At 71.8% G+C, this 18,638-nt stretch carries 15 protein-coding genes; 8 read left to right on the top strand and 7 right to left on the bottom strand.

Annotated elements, in window-relative coordinates:
• Window positions 1-8: 8 nt before the first annotated feature.
• Window positions 9-608, top strand: coding sequence for a TetR/AcrR family transcriptional regulator (locus AB0I06_RS09685; RefSeq protein WP_363118201.1), 600 nt, complete (start codon window positions 9-11; stop codon window positions 606-608).
• A gap of 510 nt (window positions 609-1,118) precedes the next feature.
• Window positions 1,119-2,726 (top strand): citramalate synthase, encoded by a 1,608-nt coding sequence (gene cimA / locus AB0I06_RS09680; RefSeq protein WP_363118200.1) that lies wholly within the window; start codon window positions 1,119-1,121, stop codon window positions 2,724-2,726.
• A 37-nt stretch (window positions 2,727-2,763) separates the two neighbouring features.
• Here cimA and AB0I06_RS09675 read toward each other — a convergent pair whose 3' ends face one another.
• Window positions 2,764-3,450, bottom strand: a complete 687-nt coding sequence (locus AB0I06_RS09675) for an SLATT domain-containing protein (protein WP_363118199.1) — start codon at window positions 3,448-3,450, stop codon at window positions 2,764-2,766.
• A 113-nt stretch (window positions 3,451-3,563) separates the two neighbouring features.
• Here AB0I06_RS09675 and AB0I06_RS09670 point away from each other — a divergent pair, with 113 nt between their 5' ends.
• Window positions 3,564-4,922: a hypothetical protein gene (locus AB0I06_RS09670; RefSeq protein ID WP_363118198.1), complete on the top strand. Its 1,359-nt coding sequence runs from the start codon at window positions 3,564-3,566 to the stop codon at window positions 4,920-4,922.
• Between the two features lie 313 nt (window positions 4,923-5,235).
• Window positions 5,236-5,841 carry a YdeI/OmpD-associated family protein gene (locus AB0I06_RS09665; protein ID WP_363118197.1) on the top strand — a complete coding sequence of 202 codons (606 nt, stop codon included), beginning with the start codon at window positions 5,236-5,238 and terminating at the stop codon, window positions 5,839-5,841.
• Between the two features lie 13 nt (window positions 5,842-5,854).
• On the opposite strand, the gene AB0I06_RS09660 is transcribed toward AB0I06_RS09665, so the two are convergent.
• Together AB0I06_RS09660 and AB0I06_RS09655 are read right to left on the bottom strand one after the other, a co-directional pair.
• On the bottom strand, window positions 5,855-6,640 hold the full coding sequence (locus AB0I06_RS09660; RefSeq protein WP_363118196.1) for a serine protease: 786 nt from the start codon (window positions 6,638-6,640) through the stop codon (window positions 5,855-5,857).
• A 220-nt stretch (window positions 6,641-6,860) separates the two neighbouring features.
• Window positions 6,861-7,460 (bottom strand): YceI family protein, encoded by a 600-nt coding sequence (locus AB0I06_RS09655; RefSeq protein ID WP_363118195.1) that lies wholly within the window; start codon window positions 7,458-7,460, stop codon window positions 6,861-6,863.
• Between the two features lie 253 nt (window positions 7,461-7,713).
• Between AB0I06_RS09655 and AB0I06_RS09650 the strand changes: the two genes are divergently transcribed.
• From AB0I06_RS09650 to AB0I06_RS09635, 4 genes are all read left to right on the top strand, one after another.
• A complete protein-coding gene (locus AB0I06_RS09650; RefSeq protein ID WP_363118337.1) occupies window positions 7,714-8,571 on the top strand; it encodes an SDR family NAD(P)-dependent oxidoreductase in 858 nt (285 codons plus the stop codon).
• Between the two features lie 528 nt (window positions 8,572-9,099).
• Entirely contained in the window at window positions 9,100-11,496 is a 2,397-nt protein-coding gene (locus AB0I06_RS09645) for a polysaccharide lyase 8 family protein (RefSeq protein ID WP_363118194.1), read from the top strand.
• A gap of 154 nt (window positions 11,497-11,650) precedes the next feature.
• Window positions 11,651-13,234, top strand: coding sequence for an acyl-CoA carboxylase subunit beta (locus tag AB0I06_RS09640; protein WP_363118193.1), 1,584 nt, complete (start codon window positions 11,651-11,653; stop codon window positions 13,232-13,234).
• Window positions 13,235-13,269: 35 nt separating this feature from the next.
• The gene (locus AB0I06_RS09635; RefSeq protein WP_142159151.1) at window positions 13,270-13,464 is read left to right on the top strand and encodes an acyl-CoA carboxylase subunit epsilon; all 195 of its coding nucleotides are present in this window, start codon (window positions 13,270-13,272) and stop codon (window positions 13,462-13,464) included.
• A 176-nt stretch (window positions 13,465-13,640) separates the two neighbouring features.
• On the opposite strand, the gene AB0I06_RS09630 is transcribed toward AB0I06_RS09635, so the two are convergent.
• The 4 genes from AB0I06_RS09630 to AB0I06_RS09615 form a co-directional block, all read right to left on the bottom strand.
• On the bottom strand, window positions 13,641-14,222 hold the full coding sequence (locus AB0I06_RS09630; RefSeq protein WP_014675207.1) for an ATP/GTP-binding protein: 582 nt from the start codon (window positions 14,220-14,222) through the stop codon (window positions 13,641-13,643).
• On the bottom strand, window positions 14,203-14,787 hold the full coding sequence (locus AB0I06_RS09625) for a DUF742 domain-containing protein (protein WP_363118192.1): 585 nt from the start codon (window positions 14,785-14,787) through the stop codon (window positions 14,203-14,205). The genes AB0I06_RS09630 and AB0I06_RS09625 overlap by 20 nt, the downstream gene beginning before the upstream one ends.
• Window positions 14,788-14,881: 94 nt before the next feature.
• On the bottom strand, window positions 14,882-15,295 hold the full coding sequence (locus AB0I06_RS09620) for a roadblock/LC7 domain-containing protein (protein WP_033321188.1): 414 nt from the start codon (window positions 15,293-15,295) through the stop codon (window positions 14,882-14,884).
• Between the two features lie 10 nt (window positions 15,296-15,305).
• A complete protein-coding gene (locus tag AB0I06_RS09615; protein ID WP_363118191.1) occupies window positions 15,306-18,635 on the bottom strand; it encodes a nitrate- and nitrite sensing domain-containing protein in 3,330 nt (1,109 codons plus the stop codon).
• Between the last annotated feature and the right edge of the window lie 3 nt (window positions 18,636-18,638).

Below are 18,638 nucleotides of genomic sequence, written 5' to 3'. Positions count from 1 at the left end.
GAGCGCACATGGCCGGTGGGCGACGGCAGGCCCCGCCCCGCGAGGACGTCCTCGCCGCGGCCATGGAGATGATCGCCGAGCGCGGCCTGGAGAAGCTCACCATGGCGGCGCTCGGCGGCGAGGTCGGCATGAGCAGCGGCCACCTGCTCTACTACTTCGGCTCCAAGGACGAGTTGCTGCTGCGCACCCTGGAGTGGAGCGAGGGCCGGCTCGGCGGCGAGCGGGCGCGCCTGCTGACCCGGGCCGCGCCCGCCCGCGAACGCCTCGATGCCTACGTGGACCTGTACGTCCCCGACGGCCACCGCGACCCGCACTGGACGCTGTGGCTGGAGGTCTGGAACCGCTCGCAGAACGCCGACACGCAGGCCCGTGACCGGCAGGCCGCCATCGAGGGCGCCTGGCACCGCGACCTGGTCGCGCTGCTCGCCGAGGGCATCTCGCGGGGCGAGTTCCGCGGCGTCGACCCGGACCGGTTCGCCACCCGCCTGCGGGCCCTGCTGGACGGCTTCTCCATCCATGTGGCGATCGGGCTGCGCGGCACCGACCGCGCGCAGATCCTGCGCCACGTGCGCGAGTTCCTCGCCGACAGCCTCCTCGCGGACGCCTGAACGCACGCCCGGGGCGTACCCGATACGACGGATTGACCCTCCGGCCGGTCGTGATGTCGGCTCGGGGGAGCCCTCGGCGCGGGGCCGGGGGAGAAGCGTCCATGATCGACCGCGACGGCCGCGCGGTCGCCTTCAGCAGCCCGGCGGCCGACCTGGTACCCGGCGACACGTACGACACCTCGCACGTCTACGTCCGTCACCTGAAGTGACCGACCGCATCCTGAGACGGCGGTGAGCCAAGCGCGGGGGTTGTGCCAAACTGCCCCCGTGCTCTCGTTCGCCACGATTATTGGCAGCAGGCGCGCCGGTCCGCAGTGACCGTCACGTACGACCACGTACGGGCGGACACCGTCGTCCTCGACCCGCGCGCAGACCTCTCGCACCCGCGAGAGGTTTTTCGCATTTCTGGCCCACCCGCAGCCGGAGGCGAGAGCGCGAGGGAGTATGTGAGGGCGGTGGAGCCGGTCATTCCGGTACGACCGAGATCCCATCCTCAGGAGCCTTGAGACCATGACCGCTAGCAGCGAGCTCGACGATTCGTTCCACGTCTTCGACACCACCCTGCGCGACGGCGCCCAGCGGGAGGGCATCAACCTCACCGTCGCGGACAAGCTGGCCATCGCGCGGCACCTGGACGACTTCGGCGTGGGCTTCATCGAGGGCGGCTGGCCGGGTGCCAACCCCCGGGACACCGAGTTCTTCGCCCGGGCCCAGCAGGAGATCGACTTCCGGCACGCCCAGCTCGTCGCGTTCGGCTCCACCCGTCGCGCCGGTACCACCGCCGCCGAGGACCCGCAGGTCAGGGCACTCCTGGAGTCCGGCGCGCCGGTGATCACGCTGGTCGCCAAGTCGCACGACCGCCATGTCGAACTCGCGCTGCGCACCACTCTGGACGAGAACCTGGCGATGGTCCGCGACACCGTGTCCTTCCTCAAGGAGCAGGGCCGCCGCGTCTTCATCGACTGCGAGCACTTCTTCGACGGCTACCGCGCCAACCCCGAGTACGCCAAGGCGGTCGTCCGCACCGCCTCGCAGGCCGGCGCGGACGTGGTGGTCCTGTGCGACACCAACGGCGGCATGCTCCCGGCCCAGGTTCAGGCCGTCGTCGCCACGGTCCTCGCCGACACCGGAGCCCGGCTCGGCATCCACGCCCAGGACGACACGGGCTGCGCGGTCGCCAACACCCTGGCCGCCGTCGACGCGGGCGCGACGCACGTGCAGTGCACGGCCAACGGCTACGGCGAGCGCGTCGGCAACGCCAACCTCTTCCCGGTCGTGGCGGCCCTGGAGCTGAAGTACGGCAAGAAGGTCCTGCCCGACGGGCACCTGCGCGAGATGACCCGCATCTCCCACGCCATCGCCGAGGTCGTCAACCTCACGCCCTCCACCCACCAGCCCTACGTCGGCGTCTCCGCCTTCGCCCACAAGGCCGGACTGCACGCCTCCGCGATCAAGGTCGACCCGGACCTCTACCAGCACATCGACCCCGAACTGGTCGGCAACACCATGCGGATGCTGGTCTCCGACATGGCCGGACGGGCCTCCATCGAGCTCAAGGGCAAGGAGCTCGGCATCGACCTCGGCGGCGACCGGGAGCTGGTCGGCCGGGTGGTCGAGCGGGTGAAGGAGCGCGAACTCCAGGGCTACACCTACGAGGCGGCCGACGCGAGCTTCGAACTGCTGCTGCGCGCCGAGGTACAGGGCGGCAAGCCGCTGAGCTACTTCGAGGTCGAGTCCTGGCGGGCCATCGTCGAGGACCGGCCCGACGGCTCCCACGCCAACGAGGCCACGGTCAAGCTGTGGGCCAAGGGCGAGCGCATCGTCGCCACCGCCGAGGGCAACGGCCCGGTCAACGCCCTGGACCGGTCCCTGCGCGTGGGCCTGGAGAAGATCTACCCCCAGCTCGCCAAGCTGGAACTGGTGGACTACAAGGTCCGCATCCTGGAGGGCAAGCACGGCACCAACTCCACGACCCGTGTGCTGATCTCCACGTCCGACGGCACGGGCGAGTGGTCGACGGTCGGCGTCGCCGAGAACGTCATCGCCGCGAGCTGGCAGGCCCTGGAGGACGCGTACACCTACGGACTGCTGCGCGCGGGCGTCACTCCGGCGCGGTAACCGAAACCCGCCCCGGGCCGGGTGCCCGGGGCACGGGTCACATCGCCGAGTCCCGGGACCGCGGCACCGGCACCTCGCCGCCCCGGTCGCGGCCGGGAGCCCGGTCGAGGCGGAAGAGGCCCGCGGTGTGGGCGCGCTGGCCGGTGGTGTTGCCGGTGGAGCGGGTCAGCTCCTCGACGCCGTCGGCCAGATAGCCGACCCACGCCGTGCCCTCGTCCTCGATGATCCGCTGGGCGTCGGTCCGCAGCCGCTCGATCACGGCGAGCAGTGCGGCCTGCTCCTTGTCGCTGGGGGAGTCGGTGGTCCTCAGGAAAGCCTGCGCCCAGTCGGACTGCGCCTTCTTGAGGATCTGCTGCAACGCCAGTTCCGCGCGGATGTAGCGGGTCCAGGACGCCGAGAACCCGAAGATCCGGTCGAACAGGACGCAGCCCGCGCCAGCGGCCAGGAACACGAAACCCCACTCGGGCCGCACGGCCGTGGGAGCGGCCGCGTGCACCAGGGGCGTGATCGTGCCGACGATGCCCAGCAGCGTGGCGAGCGCCCGCAGCGAGCGCGACCACTGCGACGGCCCCCGGCGCCGGGCCAGATACCAGCCGATCGCCGACGTCACCTCCGCCTCGGCGTGCCGGAACAGCTCCCACAGCAGGTCGGCCCGCGTCCGCGACCGGTCCAGCTCCGTCAGTTCGGACACCGTCATGTCCGCAGCCCTGCGTCGTCCGAACATGTCCCCGCTCCCGCCCCTCTGGATGGCCAGAGGCATCCTAGGCGCAGCCGCCCGCACAATTCCCTGCCTCGACGGATAACCCTTCTTGTGCCGTTTCGGGTAGCTTCGAACATATGAAGGCCGCGCTGGTGCGTACCGTCGTACGTCTGCTGATCGTGCCGTTCGCCGCCGTGCTGGCGGTGCTGCTGGCCGGTGCGCCGGGCGCGCACGCGGCCACCGACCTCTCCGATGTCGCCCGCCAGTTGCGCGAGAGCCCCGTCTACGTCGATCCGGCCGCCTCCGGGCAACTGGCGGCGTCGGACGCCGAGGCCCTCGCCGACAAGATCAAGGACGCGGACAAGCCCGTCTTCGTGGCGGTCCTCCCGGCCGGTTATCCCACGCAGAATCTCTTCCGCAACCTGCGCACCGAGACCGGCATCACCGGCCTGTACGGCGTCCACCTGGGCGACCGCTTCGACGCCCGGGCCGACAGCTCCGTGATGAGCCGCGAAGCGGTGTCCAACCTGGTCACGGCCGTGCAGGACGCGGGCGACACCAAGGCCCAGCTGAACGACTTCGTCGACGACGCGCTGCGCAACGTGGGCGGTTCGGCGCCGAGCGGCTGGAGCGACGGGTCGGGCACCGAGGTGCCGGTCGGCGGCCTGATCACGATGGGCGCCCTGGTCGCGGCCGGCGGCGCGGGCGCCTACGCCCTGGTCCGCCGCAACCGGCGCCGCCACGAGGAGGAGCAGCGGGCCGCGCTGGAGAAGCTGCGCGTGGTCGTCGACGAGGACATCACCGCCTTCGGCGAGGAACTCGACCGGCTCGACTTCCACCCCGGCGAACCCGGCGCCGACGACGCGATGCGCACCGACTACGAGCGCGCCCTGGACTCCTACGAACAGGCCAAGTCCCTGATGGCGGCCGCGACGAGACCGGAGGACGTCCGGGCCGTCACCCAGGCCGTGGAGGACGGCCGGTTCGCCTTGGCCCGGCTCGCCGCCCGCCGCGCCGGCGGCCCCCTCCCCGAGCGCCGCCCGCCCTGCTTCTTCGATCCGCGCCACGGCCCCTCGGTCACCGACGCGACCTGGACGCCCCCGGCCGGCGCCGCCCGCGACGTCCCGGTCTGCGCCGCCGACGAGCGGCGGCTCGCCGAGGGCCGCGATCCGGTGATCCGCGAGGTCGACACCGACTACGGCCGCCGCCCGTACTGGGAGGCGGGACCGGCGTACGGCCCCTGGGCCGGCGGCTACTTCGGCGGCGGTCTCCTGCCCGGCCTGCTCGTCGGCACCATGCTCGGCAGCATGATGGCCGGCCCCGCCTACGCGGCCGACTACGGCTCCGGCTACGGCGACTTCGGCGGCTACGACGGCGGCGACGTCTCCGGCGCCGACTTCGACTCCGGCGACTTCGGCGGCGATTTCGGAGGGGGCTTCGGGGGAGGCGACTTCGGCGGCGGGGGCGGAGGCGGCGATTTCGGCGGCGGCTTCTGAGGGGTCGGGCCGGCCTCGACTCCGCCGAAGGGGTCGTCCGCCGGGACGGCACGCCGCGGGCGCGCGTGGGACAGCGCCGCGATGCCTCGCGCTTACGCGGCGTCGGCGGCCCGTTCCGACCCGCCGCGTTCCCGGGGCCGGTGAGACCGGCGTCGCGGCGGCCCCCGCGTGCAGGACGCTGATGCCGCTGCACGGGGGCCTTGGCTCACGGCCTGGGTGTCTTCCCGGACACCTTCACCCAGGCCCGCGAACAGAGCGCGCACGGCTCGCGTAGCGGACAGGATCCGTCCTATCGCCTGCCTACCGTGGTGCCATGACGACCTCCGGCGACACGGGTCCCGTCTCCTTCGAGACCACGGCCGACCTGGACTCCTGGCTGACCGCCCACCCGGCCCCGCATCCGGGCCTGTGGGTCAGGATCGCGAAGAAGGGCTCGGGCATCCCGTCGGTGAGCGCCGCCGACGTCAACGACGTGGCGCTGTGCCACGGCTGGATCACCGGGCAGCGCAAGGGACTCGACGCGTCGTCGTACCTCCAGTGGATCACCCCCCGGCGCCCCGGCAGTCTCTGGTCCATGGTCAACGTCCGGCGCGTCGAGGAGCTGACGGCCGCCGGGCGCATGCGGCCAGGCGGGCTCGCCGAGGTGGCGGCCGCGCGGGCGGACGGCCGCTGGGAGGCGGCCTACGCGTCCCAGCGGGAGGCGGAGGTCCCGCAGGACCTGGCGGCGGCACTGGCCCGCAGTCCCCGGGCCGCGGCGGCGTTCGCGGCCCTCGGCCGCACGGACCGGTACCTGGCGATGCTCGGCGTGCTCAGGGCCAGGACACCGCGGAGCCGGGCGGCGCGGGTGTCGGCGGCGGTGCGGGAGCTGGAGTCACGGGACGGGCCCGGCACCCCGAGGCGCCGGGCCCGCGAGCCGTAGCTCCCGGAGGGGATCAGAGGGTCGATGCCGCCGAGGCGATGGCGGAGGCGAAGGTGGAGACCTCCGTGTAGACGCCGGGAGCCTCGGGCCGCGCGCAGCCCTCGCCCCAGCTGACGATGCCGACCTGGATCCAGTCGCCGGCGTTGTCCTTGCGGAACATCGGGCCGCCGGAGTCGCCCTGGCAGGTGTCGACGCCGCCCGCGTCGAAGCCGGCGCAGATCTCCTCGTTCGCGACGAGGTCGCCGTAGAGGCCGCCGTAGGCCTTGCACGCGGCGTCGCCGACGAACGGGACGGTGGCCTTCAGGAGGTAGCGCTGCTGGGAGCCGCCCTCGCGGTTCGCGCCCCACCCCGCGACGGTGAAGTCACCGGTGTTGTACTGCGCCGTGGTGGCGATCTTCAGGGTCGGCAGGTTGATGGGCTGGGCGAGCTTGATGAGCGCCCAGTCCTTGCCGGTGCCGTTGTAGCCGGGGGCGCGCAGCACCTTGGTGGAACGGACCTGGACCCGGCCGCTGGTGGACTGGAGGTCCACGACCCCGGCCGTCGCCGTGATGCTGGTGTTGTTGCCCGACCGGCTGACGCAGTGCGCGGCCGTGAGCACGATCTGCTGGGTGTAGAGCGCGCCGCCGCAGCCCATGGAGAGCCGGACCATGAACGGGAACTCGCCCTGCGCGGCCCGGGTCCCGCCGACGACGGGCGACGGGGCGGCCTGCGCGGCGGAGACGGGCTGGAGGCTGGCGATCGCGAGCGCGGCCGCGCCGAGCACCGCGCATCTCTTGAGGGCCGTGAGGAGTCTCTTCAAGGTGATGCCTTCCGTGGGGGGTTGACCGGGGAGATGTGCAACCGAAGCATCAAATTGACGAGTGCATGACAGCAGCAAGGGCAAAAAGAACGTCCATGTGCTGGCATGGACTGGTCAAAATACTGCTGCTGGATTATGGGAACGCCGACAGACTCCGCACAAGGGGCGGGAACCGGCCAGACCGGCCCGGTGGGGTGTCACCGGGCCGGTCCCGCGGAGCTCACGCGTTCCTGATGGCCGAGATGTCGAAGTTGAGCTTGATCTTGTCCGACACCAGCACGCCGCCGGTCTCCAGCGCGGCGTTCCAGGTCAGACCCCACTCGGAGCGCAGGATCTCCGCCTTGCCCTCGAAGCCGACGCGCTCGTTGCCGAACGGGTCCTTGGCGGCGCCGTTGAACTCGAGGTCGATGGTGAGGGGGCGGGTGGTGCCGAGGATCGTCAGGTCGCCGGTGATCCGGTAGTCGTCCCCGCCGAGGGCCTCCGCCGAGGTGGAGCGGAACGTCATGGCCGGGAACTCCTCCGTCTTGAAGAAGTCCGCGCTCTTCAGGTGACCGTCGCGGTCGGCGTTGCCCGTGCTGATGCTGTCCATCACGACGTCGATGGAGGCCGTCGAGCGCGACGGGTCGGTGCCGTCGAGGTGGAGCGTGCCGGTGAAGTCCTGGAAGCCGCCCTTGACGTTGGTGACCATGGCGTGCCGGGCGACGAACCCGATCGTCGAGTGGGCGGGGTCGATCGTGTAGTCGCCGGTCAGGGCGGCGAGCTCGGGGCTCACGGCGGTGTCGGTGGCGGTGCGGGCGTCGGTGCGGCCGAAGATGCTCATGTCGGATGCCTCCTGGGTAGATGTTGAATGTTTAACTACTCCAACGCGACCCACCGTAGACCTATTCCGTTCAATGTTCAACATCTTCATCGGGTGCGTCCGCGTCGTGCCCGGCCGCGCCCATCCGTTCCCCCGGTCGGCCCAACCCCGCGCCCTGCGGTGGCGAGGTCGGGCGAGTCGGGGTTCCGTTTCTAGGGAGCGCATGGAGACAGACGAGACCACGGCGGACGCACAGCGCAGGGGAGAGCGACTCGTGACACTCACCGGCTCCGGCTCGGCCTACGACCCCCCGGCGGAACCCGCCCCGCGACGCTCCACCACCCCCGTAACGGCCCGGGTGAACCAGTACGGGCCGCCGCGGCGTCTCGACCGGCGCGTCGCCCTGGTCACCGGGGCCTCCTCCGGCATCGGCGCGGCCACCGCGCGGCGCTTCGCCATGGACGGCTGGCAGCTGATCCTCAACGGACGCGACCGGCGCCGCCTGGAGCAGACGGCCTCCGGCACGTCGGCCGTCGTGCTGCCCGCCGACCTCGCCTCCCCGGGCGGTCCCCGCCTGCTGGCCCAGTCCGCGCTGCACACCACCGGCCGGATCGACGTCCTGGTCGCCGGAGCCGGCCTCGGCTGGACGGGCCCCTTCACCGCCATGCCGCACACCGACATCGACCGGGTCCTGACCCTGGACCTCAACGCCACCCTCCACCTCGTGCGCGAGGTGCTGCCCTCCATGATCGCGGCCGGACGGGGCCGGGTGGTACTGCTCGGCTCGGTGGCGGGCTGCGTGGGTCTGCGGGAGGAGGCGGTGTACTCCGCGGCCAAGGCCGGGCTGGCCGCCTTCGCGGAGGCGCTGCGCCAGGAGCTGCGCGGCACGGGCGTGGGCGTGACGTTCGTCGTGCCCGGCACCGTCGACACCGCTTTCCACCTCCGTCGCGGCAGGCCCTACGACGGCACCCGCACCGGCCTCCTCTCGCCCGGCTGCGTAGCCGGCGCGATCTGGGAGGCCGTACGCCAGAACCGCGACGAGGCCTATGTCCCCACCTGGCTGACCCTCCCGGGCCGGGTCCGAGGCCTCGCACCGGGCCTGTACCGCCGCCTGCTGAACCGCTTCGGCTGACCTGTTTCCGGCGGGGCGGCGTGGTACCGGGTGCTCTGGCCTTCCCCGGATCCGGGTGCCCTGGCCTTCCCGGATCCGGGCGGTCCGGCCTTCCTGGTGATGGCCGCTCAGTGGCCGCTGCGGACGTCTCCGGCTCTCAGCCGCCTGCCCCACCCGGTCAGGCCGGCCTGGCCGAGTGGCCCGACCGGGCCGCCCCGGCCGCACCGCTTCGGCCGCTCCGGGTGCCGGTGCCGTTCGTCCGGCCGGTTTCCTCGTCCCGGCGACCCCTGGCCGGGAGCCCCTGGCCGTTTCCGGTCACATCCCCGTTCGCCCGGGCCGGTATCGCTGCCGCCCGCCCCGGTCGCTGGTTCCGTTGCCGGTGCAGGCGGACGGTCACCCGGGCTCCGGCCGCCCGGGCCTTCCGTGCCCCGGTCGCCGTCGCCCCGGCGCTCACCCGCCGCGAGCCGCTCCGCGCCCCTTCCCCCCGTTCCGGTCACCCCGGCCCGATCGGTCGTTCAGGTCACCGGCTCCCCGTGGTAGGGCATGGGCATGACTTCCCAGCGCCGTGAGTCCCCCCGCCGTACGGCCGGGGCCGCCGCCCCGTTCCGGCCCGGCCGTCGCACCCTGCTGCTGGCAGCCGCGGCCCTCGCGGCCACCGGGAGCGCGGCGCCCGGCGGCCGGGGTGGCGGCGCCGTCGGGCAAGCAGGCGCTCCGAGCGAACCCGCCGACCCGTACGACACCCTCCGCCGGCGCTGGCTCGGGATTTCCCTCGGCACGGGTTACGACCCGGCCGCCGAGCCCTACGCCACCCGCCTAGCCGAGACCGGCGCACTCGCCCGGGACCTGCTCGCGAGCATGGCCCCGGCCGCCGGCTCCCTCTGGCCCGGCCACCCCTTCGACCCGCCGGCCGGCATCACCCGTGCCTACGGCCGCCTGTGGACCATGACCCAGGCCTACGTGCAGCAGGGCACCGGCTCGACCGCCGACCCCCGTCTCCTGGCCGGTGTCCTGCGCGGTCTCGACCACCTCTCCGCCACCGTCTACCACCCCGGCACCACCCGCTACGGCAACTGGTGGGAATGGCAGATCGGCAGCCCCCGTCTGCTGATGGACATCACGGCAGCCCTGTACGAGCGGCTGGGGGAGGACAGGATCCGTGCCGCCTGCGCCGCCGTCGACCACTTCGTCCCCGACTCGGCCCTCGCCGACTACACCGGCACCTCCACCGGCGCCAACCGCGTCGACCTGTGCCGCTCCGTCGCCCTGCGCGGCATCCTCGGATCCGACCCCGACAAGATCGCCCTCGCCCGGGACGCGCTCTCCCCGGTCTTCCCCCACGTCACCCGGGGCGACGGCCTCTACGCCGACGGCTCGTTCGTCCAGCACACCTGGGTCGCCTACTCCGGTACCTACGGCCAGGTCGTGCTGGACGGCCTCGGACGGCTCTTCGCCCTGCTCGCCGGATCCGACTGGGAGGTCACCGACCCGAACCGGCAGATCGTCCTGGACAGCGTCGAGCGCGCCTACGCCCCGCTCATCCACGACGGACTGGTCATGGACAGCGTCAACGGCCGGGCCATCAGCCGCGGTCTGCTCACCACCGACGACCGCGGGATCATGCGCGGCGACCACCACCACGGCCACCAGCTCATCGCCGCCATCGCCCTGCTCGCGGCCGGTGCGAGCCCCGCGGAACGCGAGCGCTGGCACGCCCGCGTCAAGGGCTGGATCGAACGGGACACCGTGACGCCGATCCTGACGGCACCACAGTTCGGCGTCGCCGACCTGGCCCGGCTGCACGCCATCGCCGCCTCGCCCGTCCCGGCCGCGCCCGAACCCCCCGGGCACCACCTCTTCGCCGCCATGGACCGGGCCGTCCACCGCGGCCCCGGCTTCACCGTGAACATCGCCATGGCCAGCGACCGCATCGCCCACTACGAGTGCGGCAACGGCGAGAACCCCCGCGGCTGGCACACCGGCGCGGGCATGGTGAGCTGGTGGTCCGGCGCGAGCGATCAGTACACGGACTGGTTCTGGCCGACCGTCGACTGGTACCGCCTGCCCGGCACCACCGTCTCCACCAAGCGGCTCGCCGACCGCGAAGGCGGCGAATGGGGCACGGCCCGCCCCGACGCGCGCTGGGTCGGCGGCACCACCGACGGCACCTACGCGGCCCTCGGCCAGCACCTCAAGGGCCTCGGCTCCACCCTCGAAGCCCGCAAGTCCTGGTTCTGCGTGGCGGACGCGGTGATCTGCCTGGGCGCCGGGATCACCTGCTCCGACGGCGTCCCGGTCGAGACGGTCGTCGACAACCGCAACCTCGGCGCGTCCGGCACCCAGCGCCTCGTCGAAGGCCCCGGCTGGGCCCACCTGGAGGGCCACGGCGGCTGGGTCCTGCCCGGCCCCGGGCCGAAGACGCTGCGTGAGGACCGCACGGGCGCCTGGTCCGACATCAACACCGGCGGCGCACCCGAGCGGCGCACCCGCCGCTGGCAGACCCTCTGGCTCGACCACGGCACCGACCCCGAGGACGCCACGTACGCCTATGTCCTCATGCCCGGGGCGTCCCGCGGGGCAGTCGCCCGCCGCGCCGCCGACCGCCGCTGGATGTCGGTGCTCGCCAACGACGCCGCCCGCCAGGCGGTCACCGTGCCCTCCCTCGGCTGTACGGCCGTGAACTTCTGGCGGCCCGGCACGGCCGGTCCGCTCACCGCATCGGCGGCGGCGAGCGTGCTGCTGGTCCGCCGCGGCCCTGCCGCTACCCTCTGCGTGAGCGAACCGCCCCGCACCGGGGAGCCCTTGGAGATCGTCTGGGACCACCCGGTCCGCAGGGTCGACCGCGCGGACGAGACCCTCGAGGTGCTCTCCACCGGCCGCCGGCTGCGCGTGCGCGTCACTCCGGGGACGGCATGCGCCACCCACGTCTGTGAGGTGACCCCGGCCTGACCCCTTTGTGCGACCCCTACAAGCGACACGCCCCGGGAGCAGTCAGAAAGGGTCAACCCCGTCATGGTTCTGTTCAGGGGCACCAGGAAAACACGCCGGAGACTGTGAGGAGTCGACGGCCCGGATTCCTCGGTTGTCTTCGTAGAGTCGCTACATGACCGTTTTGGATGAGGCGCCGGGTGAGCCGACCGACGCGCGTGGACGCGTGGCCGAACTGCACGAGATCCGCGCGCAGGCGATGGCGGGACCGAGCGAGAAGGCGACCGAGGCGCAGCACGCCAAGGGCAAGCTGACCGCGCGGGAGCGCATCGAACTCCTCCTCGACCCGGACTCCTTCCGGGAGGTCGAGCAGCTGCGCCGGCACCGGGCCACCGGGTTCGGCCTGGACGCCAAGAAGCCGTACACCGACGGTGTGATCACCGGCTGGGGCACGGTGGAGGGCCGCACGGTCTTCGTCTACGCGCACGACTTCCGCATCTTCGGCGGCGCCCTGGGCGAGGCCCACGCCACGAAGATCCACAAGATCATGGACATGGCCATCGCGGCCGGTGCTCCGCTGGTCTCGCTGAACGACGGAGCCGGCGCCCGTATCCAGGAGGGCGTCTCGGCGCTCGCCGGCTACGGCGGCATCTTCCAGCGCAACACCAAGGCCTCGGGCGTGATCCCGCAGATCTCGGTGATGCTCGGCCCGTGCGCCGGTGGCGCGGCCTACAGCCCCGCCCTCACCGACTTCGTGTTCATGGTCCGCGAGACCTCGCAGATGTTCATCACCGGCCCCGACGTCGTCAAGGCGGTCACCGGCGAGGAGATCACGCAGAACGGCCTGGGCGGCGCCGACGTCCACGCCGAGACCTCCGGCGTCTGCCACTTCGCCTACGACGACGAAGAGACCTGCATCGCCGAGGTCCGCTACCTGCTCTCCCTGCTCCCGCAGAACAACCGGGAGAACCCGCCCCGCACGGAGTCCTCGGACGCCACCGACCGCCGCTCGGACGTCCTGCTGGACCTGGTCCCGGCGGACGGCAACCGGCCCTACGACATGGCCAAGGTCATCGAGGAGATCGTCGACGACGGCGAGTACCTCGAGGTCCACGAGCGCTGGGCCCGCAACATCATCTGCGCGCTGGGCCGGATGGACGGCCAGGTCGTCGGCATCGTGGCGAACCAGCCCCAGTCGCTGGCGGGTGTGCTGGACATCGAGGCCTCCGAGAAGGCGGCCCGTTTCGTTCAGATGTGCGATGCCTTCAACATCCCGATCATCACTCTTCTGGACGTCCCCGGCTTCCTCCCGGGCGTCGACCAGGAGCACGGTGGCATCATCCGCCACGGCGCGAAGCTCCTCTACGCCTACTGCAACGCGACCGTACCGAGGATCTCCCTGATCCTGCGGAAGGCCTACGGAGGTGCGTACATCGTCATGGACAGCCAGTCCATCGGTGCCGACCTCACCTACGCCTGGCCGACCAACGAGATCGCCGTCATGGGCGCGGAGGGTGCCGCCAACGTCATCTTCCGCCGCCAGATCGCCGGCGCCGAGGACCCCGAGGCCATGCGGGCCCGCATGGTCAAGGAGTACAAGTCCGAGCTGATGCACCCCTACTACGCGGCCGAGCGCGGCCTGGTCGACGACGTCATCGACCCCGCCGAGACCCGCGAGGTGCTCATCAGGTCCCTCGCGATGCTCCAGACCAAGCACGCGGACCTGCCGTCCCGCAAGCACGGCAACCCGCCGCAGTAACCCGGCGGACATCTTCCTCACGGAGACTGACACCCATGGAATCAGCTGACATCCGCGTCGAGAAGGGCCACGCAGAGCCCGAGGAAGTCGCCGCCATCACGGCCATCCTCCTCGCCCGCGCCGCCGCCCGCCCCACGGATCCCACCCCGGCCCACCGCGGCCGCATCAAGGCCGGCTGGCGCCGCCTGGAGCGCGAGCCCGGCTTCCGCGCCCCGCACAGCTGGCGCTGACCCACCTTCGCTGAAAGGGGCCCCTCCACACGGAGGGGCCCCTTTCAGCGCTGCCTGGGGGCGCGCCGCCAGGGGCGCGGGGAACTGCGCGACAAGCCACCACAGACCCGCGCCCGGCAAAACGACAGCCCCCGGCAGCCCAGAGGCCGCCAGGGGCTGTCCCGCAAGCGAGCGAACTAACGAAGCCGAGCCATCAGCGCGTGCTCCACCAGCGTGATCAGCGCCGACTTCGCGTCGGCCCGGTGCCGGGCGTCCGTCGTGATGATGGGAGTGTCCGGGCCGATCTGGAGCGCCTCGCGCACCTCATCGGGCGTGTACGGCTGCTGGCCGTCGAAGCCGTTTAGCGCGATGACGAACGGCAGGCCGCTGTTCTCGAAGTAGTCGACGGCGGGGAAGCAGTCGGCGAGCCTCCTCGTGTCGACCAGCACGATCGCGCCGATGGCGCCGCGCACCAGGTCGTCCCACATGAACCAGAAGCGGTCCTGGCCCGGTGTACCGAACAGGTACAGGATCAGGTCCTGGTCCAGGGTGATGCGGCCGAAGTCCATGGCCACCGTGGTGGTGGTCTTGTCCCCGGTGTGGGTCAGGTCGTCGATGCCCGCGCTGGCGGACGTCATGACGGCCTCGGTGCGCAGCGGGTTGATCTCCGAGACGGCACCCACGAACGTGGTCTTGCCCACGCCGAAGCCGCCAGCCACCACGATCTTCGCGGACGTGGTGGAGCGGGAAGGCCCTCCGCTAGAGCTTGCGAAGTCCACTGAGCACCCTTTCGAGCAGTGTCACGTCTGGCTGGCCGCCGGCGTTTTCGTCGCCGCCGGGCTGATGGATGGCGACCAGTCCCGCCTCCGCCAAGTCGGCGACGAGGATCCTGGCCACGCCGAGAGGAATCGTGAGGAGCGCCGAGATCTCGGCGACCGACTTGATGTCCCGGCAGAGGTTGCAGATCCGCTGATGCTCGGGCAACTGGCCCTGCATCTGGTGCGGCTGCGCAGTGGTGTGCACCAGCGCCTCGATGGCGAGCTGGTAGCGCGGGCGTGTCCGGCCGCCGGTCATGGCGTACGGGCGCACCAACGGATTGTGATTGTTCGACGCCCCGCCGGGCGTCGGCTCGGGGCTGCGGCGCTGCGGCTGCACGGGCTGGATGCGCGGTGCCGGCGGCTGGTCGTACGGCGAGGGGCCGGGGCCCTGCGGCGCGTACGGCTGCCGGTGGCTGGGCGCGGAGGGGAAGTTGTAACGGTTCGGGTTCTGACCACCGTCGCCCTGACCCTGGCCAGGGCCGTACGACCAGTTGCCCGAAGACGAACCGCCTGGGGGTGTTGCCACTTTCTCCTCCTCCGACTGTGCCTGGCCCCCATCGCTGTGGAGCCGCGTCCCAAGACCTTACGGCCCCGGGACGCCAAAACGCACCGTCCGTCTGTTAGTTGAGCAGGCTCCCCTGGAGCTCCGCACGAAGGTCCGGTGTCAGGACCGTACCGGCTCGGTCGACCAGCAGTGCCATCTCATACCCGACGAGGCCGATGTCCGCCTCCGGATGTGCGAGAACCGCGAGCGACGATCCGTCTGAGATGGACATGATGAACAGGAATCCCCGCTCCATTTCCACAACCGTCTGATTCACGCTGCCACCCTCGAAGATCCGGGAGGCGCCTGCCGTCAGAGACGTCAGACCGGAGGCGACGGCCGCGAGCTGGTCGGCGCGGTCGCGGGGGAAGCCTTCGGACATCGCCAGAAGGAGTCCGTCGGCGGAGACCACCACCGTGTGGGACACCCCCGGGGTGTTGTCCACGAAGTTGGTGATCAACCAGTTCAGGTTCTGTGCCGCCTGGCTCATCGGGCTCACACTAACGCTCCTGGTTGTAGGTGCTGTCAGGACCGAAGCCCTGGCCGTTCGTTTCACTGCCTGCGCTGCGTCCGCGCTGGACGCCCCGACGCAGGTTGCTCAGCCTGCCCCGGACGTCCTCCGGGGCGCGGGAGACCTGTGGGCCTCCCTGGTGGGTGCTTTCGGCGGCGCCCTCGATCAGGTTGGCCTTGGGCACCCGCCTCGGCAGGCCGGAGGAGGTGACCCCGCCCGCCTTGGGCTTCCGGAGCTGCGAGGCCTGCTGCCACCGCTCGTCGTTCGCCGACCGCCAGTCGTCGCCGTTGTTCTCCGGAGCGGAGGCCGGCGGCTCCTGGCTCGCGTGCCGCGCGCCACCACCCGTGCCGTTCGTACCGCTCGCGGTGGATCCACGGCGGGGAAGCCCGGCGTCGGTCATGGTGCGAGCGGCGGAGGGGCTCGATCCCGGACGGTCGAAGCCTACGCGGTCCTGCTCACTCGCGTCAGCGGCCTGCGCAGATTCCGTTTCCTGGACCTGAGAAGGGTACTGGCTCGGGTAGCCGTTGCGGTAACCGTCCTGCTGGGGCCAGTCGTCCTGGTGACGACGCTGCTCGAAGGCGGCGAATCCGCCCGGTCCGCCCGAGGCGGGCGCCGAGGGCTCCTCCTGAGCCGGCTCCGCATAGGAGGGTTCCGGGTAGCCGCCGTTGGGCGAGAAGGCGTCGTTCTGCGGCAGGCCGCCGCCCGGCGCGTAGTACTGCTCGTCGTACGCAGACCGCTGCGGCTCCTCGTACGCCGTGTGCTGCCCCTCGTACGACGCCTGCTGGCCCTCGTACGACGCCTGCTGCTCCTCGTAGGGCGCCTGGCGGTCGTACGCGGACGGCTGCTGCTCCGGGTAGCCGTTCTGGCCGGTGTCGTAGGCCTGCCCGGCGTCGTAGCCCTGCTGCCCGTTGGCGTACTCGTCCTGGTACCCGGTCGCATCCTGGGCCTGCCCGCCGCTCTGCCCGGGCAGCGCGGGCTGCTCGTGCGACTGGGCCTCCAGGGCCGCCCGGCGCTCCTCACGCATCAGGGAGCGGCCGACCGGGTCCAGCTCCCGTATGTCGTCGGGGACTTCGGAGTAGCGGCTGTCGTCGAAGCCGAGCTCCGCGGCCGTGCGCATGGGCTGGCCGTAGTTCTCGCCGCCGAAGTTCTGCTCCGGGATGATCTGCGAGACGGTGAACTCGTCACGGTCCACGTGCTGCTCGCCGCCACCACCGTGGGTGATCGCGTCCGGCAGCATGACCAGCGAGGTCGTGCCGGCCTGCTCGCCCGAGGGGCGCAGCTGGACGCGGATGCCGTGCCGGTCCGACAGCCGGCCGACCACGAACAGGCCCATGCGCTGCGAGATCGCGGCGTCCACGGTCGGCGGGTTGGCCAGCTTGTGGTTGATGTCCGCGAAGTCCTCGGCGGTGAGGCCGATGCCCTTGTCGTGGATCTCGATCATCACGCGGCCGTCGGGGAGACGGGTCGCGGTGACACGGACCTTGGTCTGCGGGGAGGAGAACGTCGTGGCGTTCTCCAGCAGCTCGGCGAGCAGGTGCACGAGGTCGGTCACGGCGCGGCCGTGGATCTCGGCCTCCGGGACACCGGACAGCTCGATGCGCTCGTACTGCTCCACCTCGGAGGAGGCGGCGCGCAGCACGTCGACCAGCGGGACCGGCTGGTCCCAGCGGCGGCCGGGCTCCTCGCCCGCGAGGACCAGGAGGTTCTCGCCGTTGCGGCGCATACGGGTCGCGAGGTGGTCCAGGCGGAAGAGGTTCTCCAGCTGGTCCGGGTCGGCCTCGTTGTTCTCCAGGTCGGTGATCAGGGTCAGCTGGCCCTCGATCAGCGACTGGTTGCGGCGCGACAGGTTGGTGAAGATCGCGTTGATGTTGCCCCGCAGCAGGGCCTGCTCGGCGGCGAGCCGGACGGCCTCGCGGTGGACCTGGTCGAAGGCGCGGGCGACCTCGCCGATCTCGTCCGTGGTGGTGATCGGGATGGCCTGCACACGGGTGTCGACGCGGCCCGGGTCGGTGCGGGAGAGCTGGTCGACCAGCATCGGCAGGCGCTGCTCGGCGATGCCGAAGGCGGCGTTGCGCAGCTGGCGCATCGAGCGGCTCATCTGGCGGGCGACCGCACCGGCCAGGATGAAGGCCAGCAGCAGCGCGACCACGACGGCGGCACCGGTGATGTAGGCGTCGCGCTGGGCGGCGTCGGCGATGTCCGAGGCCTCGCTCACGGCCTTGTCGGCCATGTCGGTCTCGATCTTCTCGTACGCGTTGAACTTGAGCGTGTTGACCGCCCACCAGTTCTCGGCGGTGATGCCCTTCTCGGCGAGGGCGGCGCGGGCGCTCGGGTCGGTGCTCTGGAGCGTCGCGACGGCGGAGATCATCGACGTGGGGTTGGACGGCGGCGGGACGTAGTCCGGGTTCTTGGCCTTGGCCTCCCGGGCCATCGCCGCGGCGTCGGCCTTGATTTTGGCCTCGGCCGTGTCGAGCTTGGCGGCGTCCTGCTCGGTGCCGCCGCCGATGTACTCCTGCACGGCGATGCGCTCGAGGTAGGCGTACGACGACAGGGCGATGCGCTGGCTGGCCAGGTTGCCGGCGTCCGGGCCGGGCTTGACCAGGATGTGCATGCCGATGGAGCGCTGCAGCGACAGGGCCGCCTTGGTGAGCTCGATGGCGTACACGGTCCGGCCGTAGCTGGTGATGTTGCCGGTGCCCAGGCCGAGCTCGTTGGCGAACTCCGTCAGGGGGTGCGCGACCTCGACATAGCCTTCCTCGGTCTGCACGCCCTTGAGCTTGGAGGTGTACGCGACCTGGCGCAGGGTGGCGAGCTTGGGCTCCGCCTTGCGGAACAGGTCCAGCCGCCGCTCGAGGCCGGGCTTCGCCGGCATGTTCTGGGCGGCGGCGTCGAAGGCGTCGGCCGCCTCGTCGGTGGCCTTGCGGACCTCGGTGACGGTCGCCTTGTCCTGGGCGGTCTGGGCACTGCCCTTCAGCAGGGGCGCCGCCGAGGCGTCACGTTCGTTGTAGAGGGCGTTGGCGTAGAGGAGCGAGGCACGGACCAGGCGCGCGGTGTTCTGCGCGTCCTCGGCCTCCTGCCAGGTGTCGATCGAGCTCTTCACCTGGAAGCCGCCCATGACGAGGCCGACCACCACGGGTATGAGCAGGATCGCGTTGAGCCGGGTCGCCACACGCCAGTTGCGCGGGGAGAGACGGCCGCCGCTCTCGGCGGGTGCGGCCGTCGGTTCCGAACCGGGCACGGGGGCGGGCGCCGCTGTGCGCGGCGGCGGGGTGAAGTTGCCCCGGGCCGACGGCTCGGGACTGCTCTTGCTTCGCCTCACTCG

The organism is Streptomyces sp. NPDC050674 (assembly GCF_040654575.1).
Lineage (GTDB): Bacteria > Actinomycetota > Actinomycetes > Streptomycetales > Streptomycetaceae > Streptomyces.
This window is presented reverse-complemented; position numbering and strand designations above follow the sequence as displayed.

Coding starts and splice junctions, on each gene's coding strand:
- AB0I06_RS09670 (WP_363118198.1), top strand. CDS start 3,564: ATGAAGGCCGCGCTGGTGCGTACCGTCGTACGTCTGCTGATCGTGCCG.
- AB0I06_RS09620 (WP_033321188.1), bottom strand. CDS start 15,295: ATGAGCCAGGCGGCACAGAACCTGAACTGGTTGATCACCAACTTCGTG.
- AB0I06_RS09635 (WP_142159151.1), top strand. CDS start 13,270: ATGGAATCAGCTGACATCCGCGTCGAGAAGGGCCACGCAGAGCCCGAG.
- AB0I06_RS09645 (WP_363118194.1), top strand. CDS start 9,100: ATGACTTCCCAGCGCCGTGAGTCCCCCCGCCGTACGGCCGGGGCCGCC.
- AB0I06_RS09640 (WP_363118193.1), top strand. CDS start 11,651: ATGACCGTTTTGGATGAGGCGCCGGGTGAGCCGACCGACGCGCGTGGA.
- AB0I06_RS09675 (WP_363118199.1), bottom strand. CDS start 3,450: ATGTTCGGACGACGCAGGGCTGCGGACATGACGGTGTCCGAACTGACG.
- AB0I06_RS09665 (WP_363118197.1), top strand. CDS start 5,236: ATGACGACCTCCGGCGACACGGGTCCCGTCTCCTTCGAGACCACGGCC.
- AB0I06_RS09655 (WP_363118195.1), bottom strand. CDS start 7,460: ATGAGCATCTTCGGCCGCACCGACGCCCGCACCGCCACCGACACCGCC.
- AB0I06_RS09685 (WP_363118201.1), top strand. CDS start 9: ATGGCCGGTGGGCGACGGCAGGCCCCGCCCCGCGAGGACGTCCTCGCC.
- cimA (WP_363118200.1), top strand. CDS start 1,119: ATGACCGCTAGCAGCGAGCTCGACGATTCGTTCCACGTCTTCGACACC.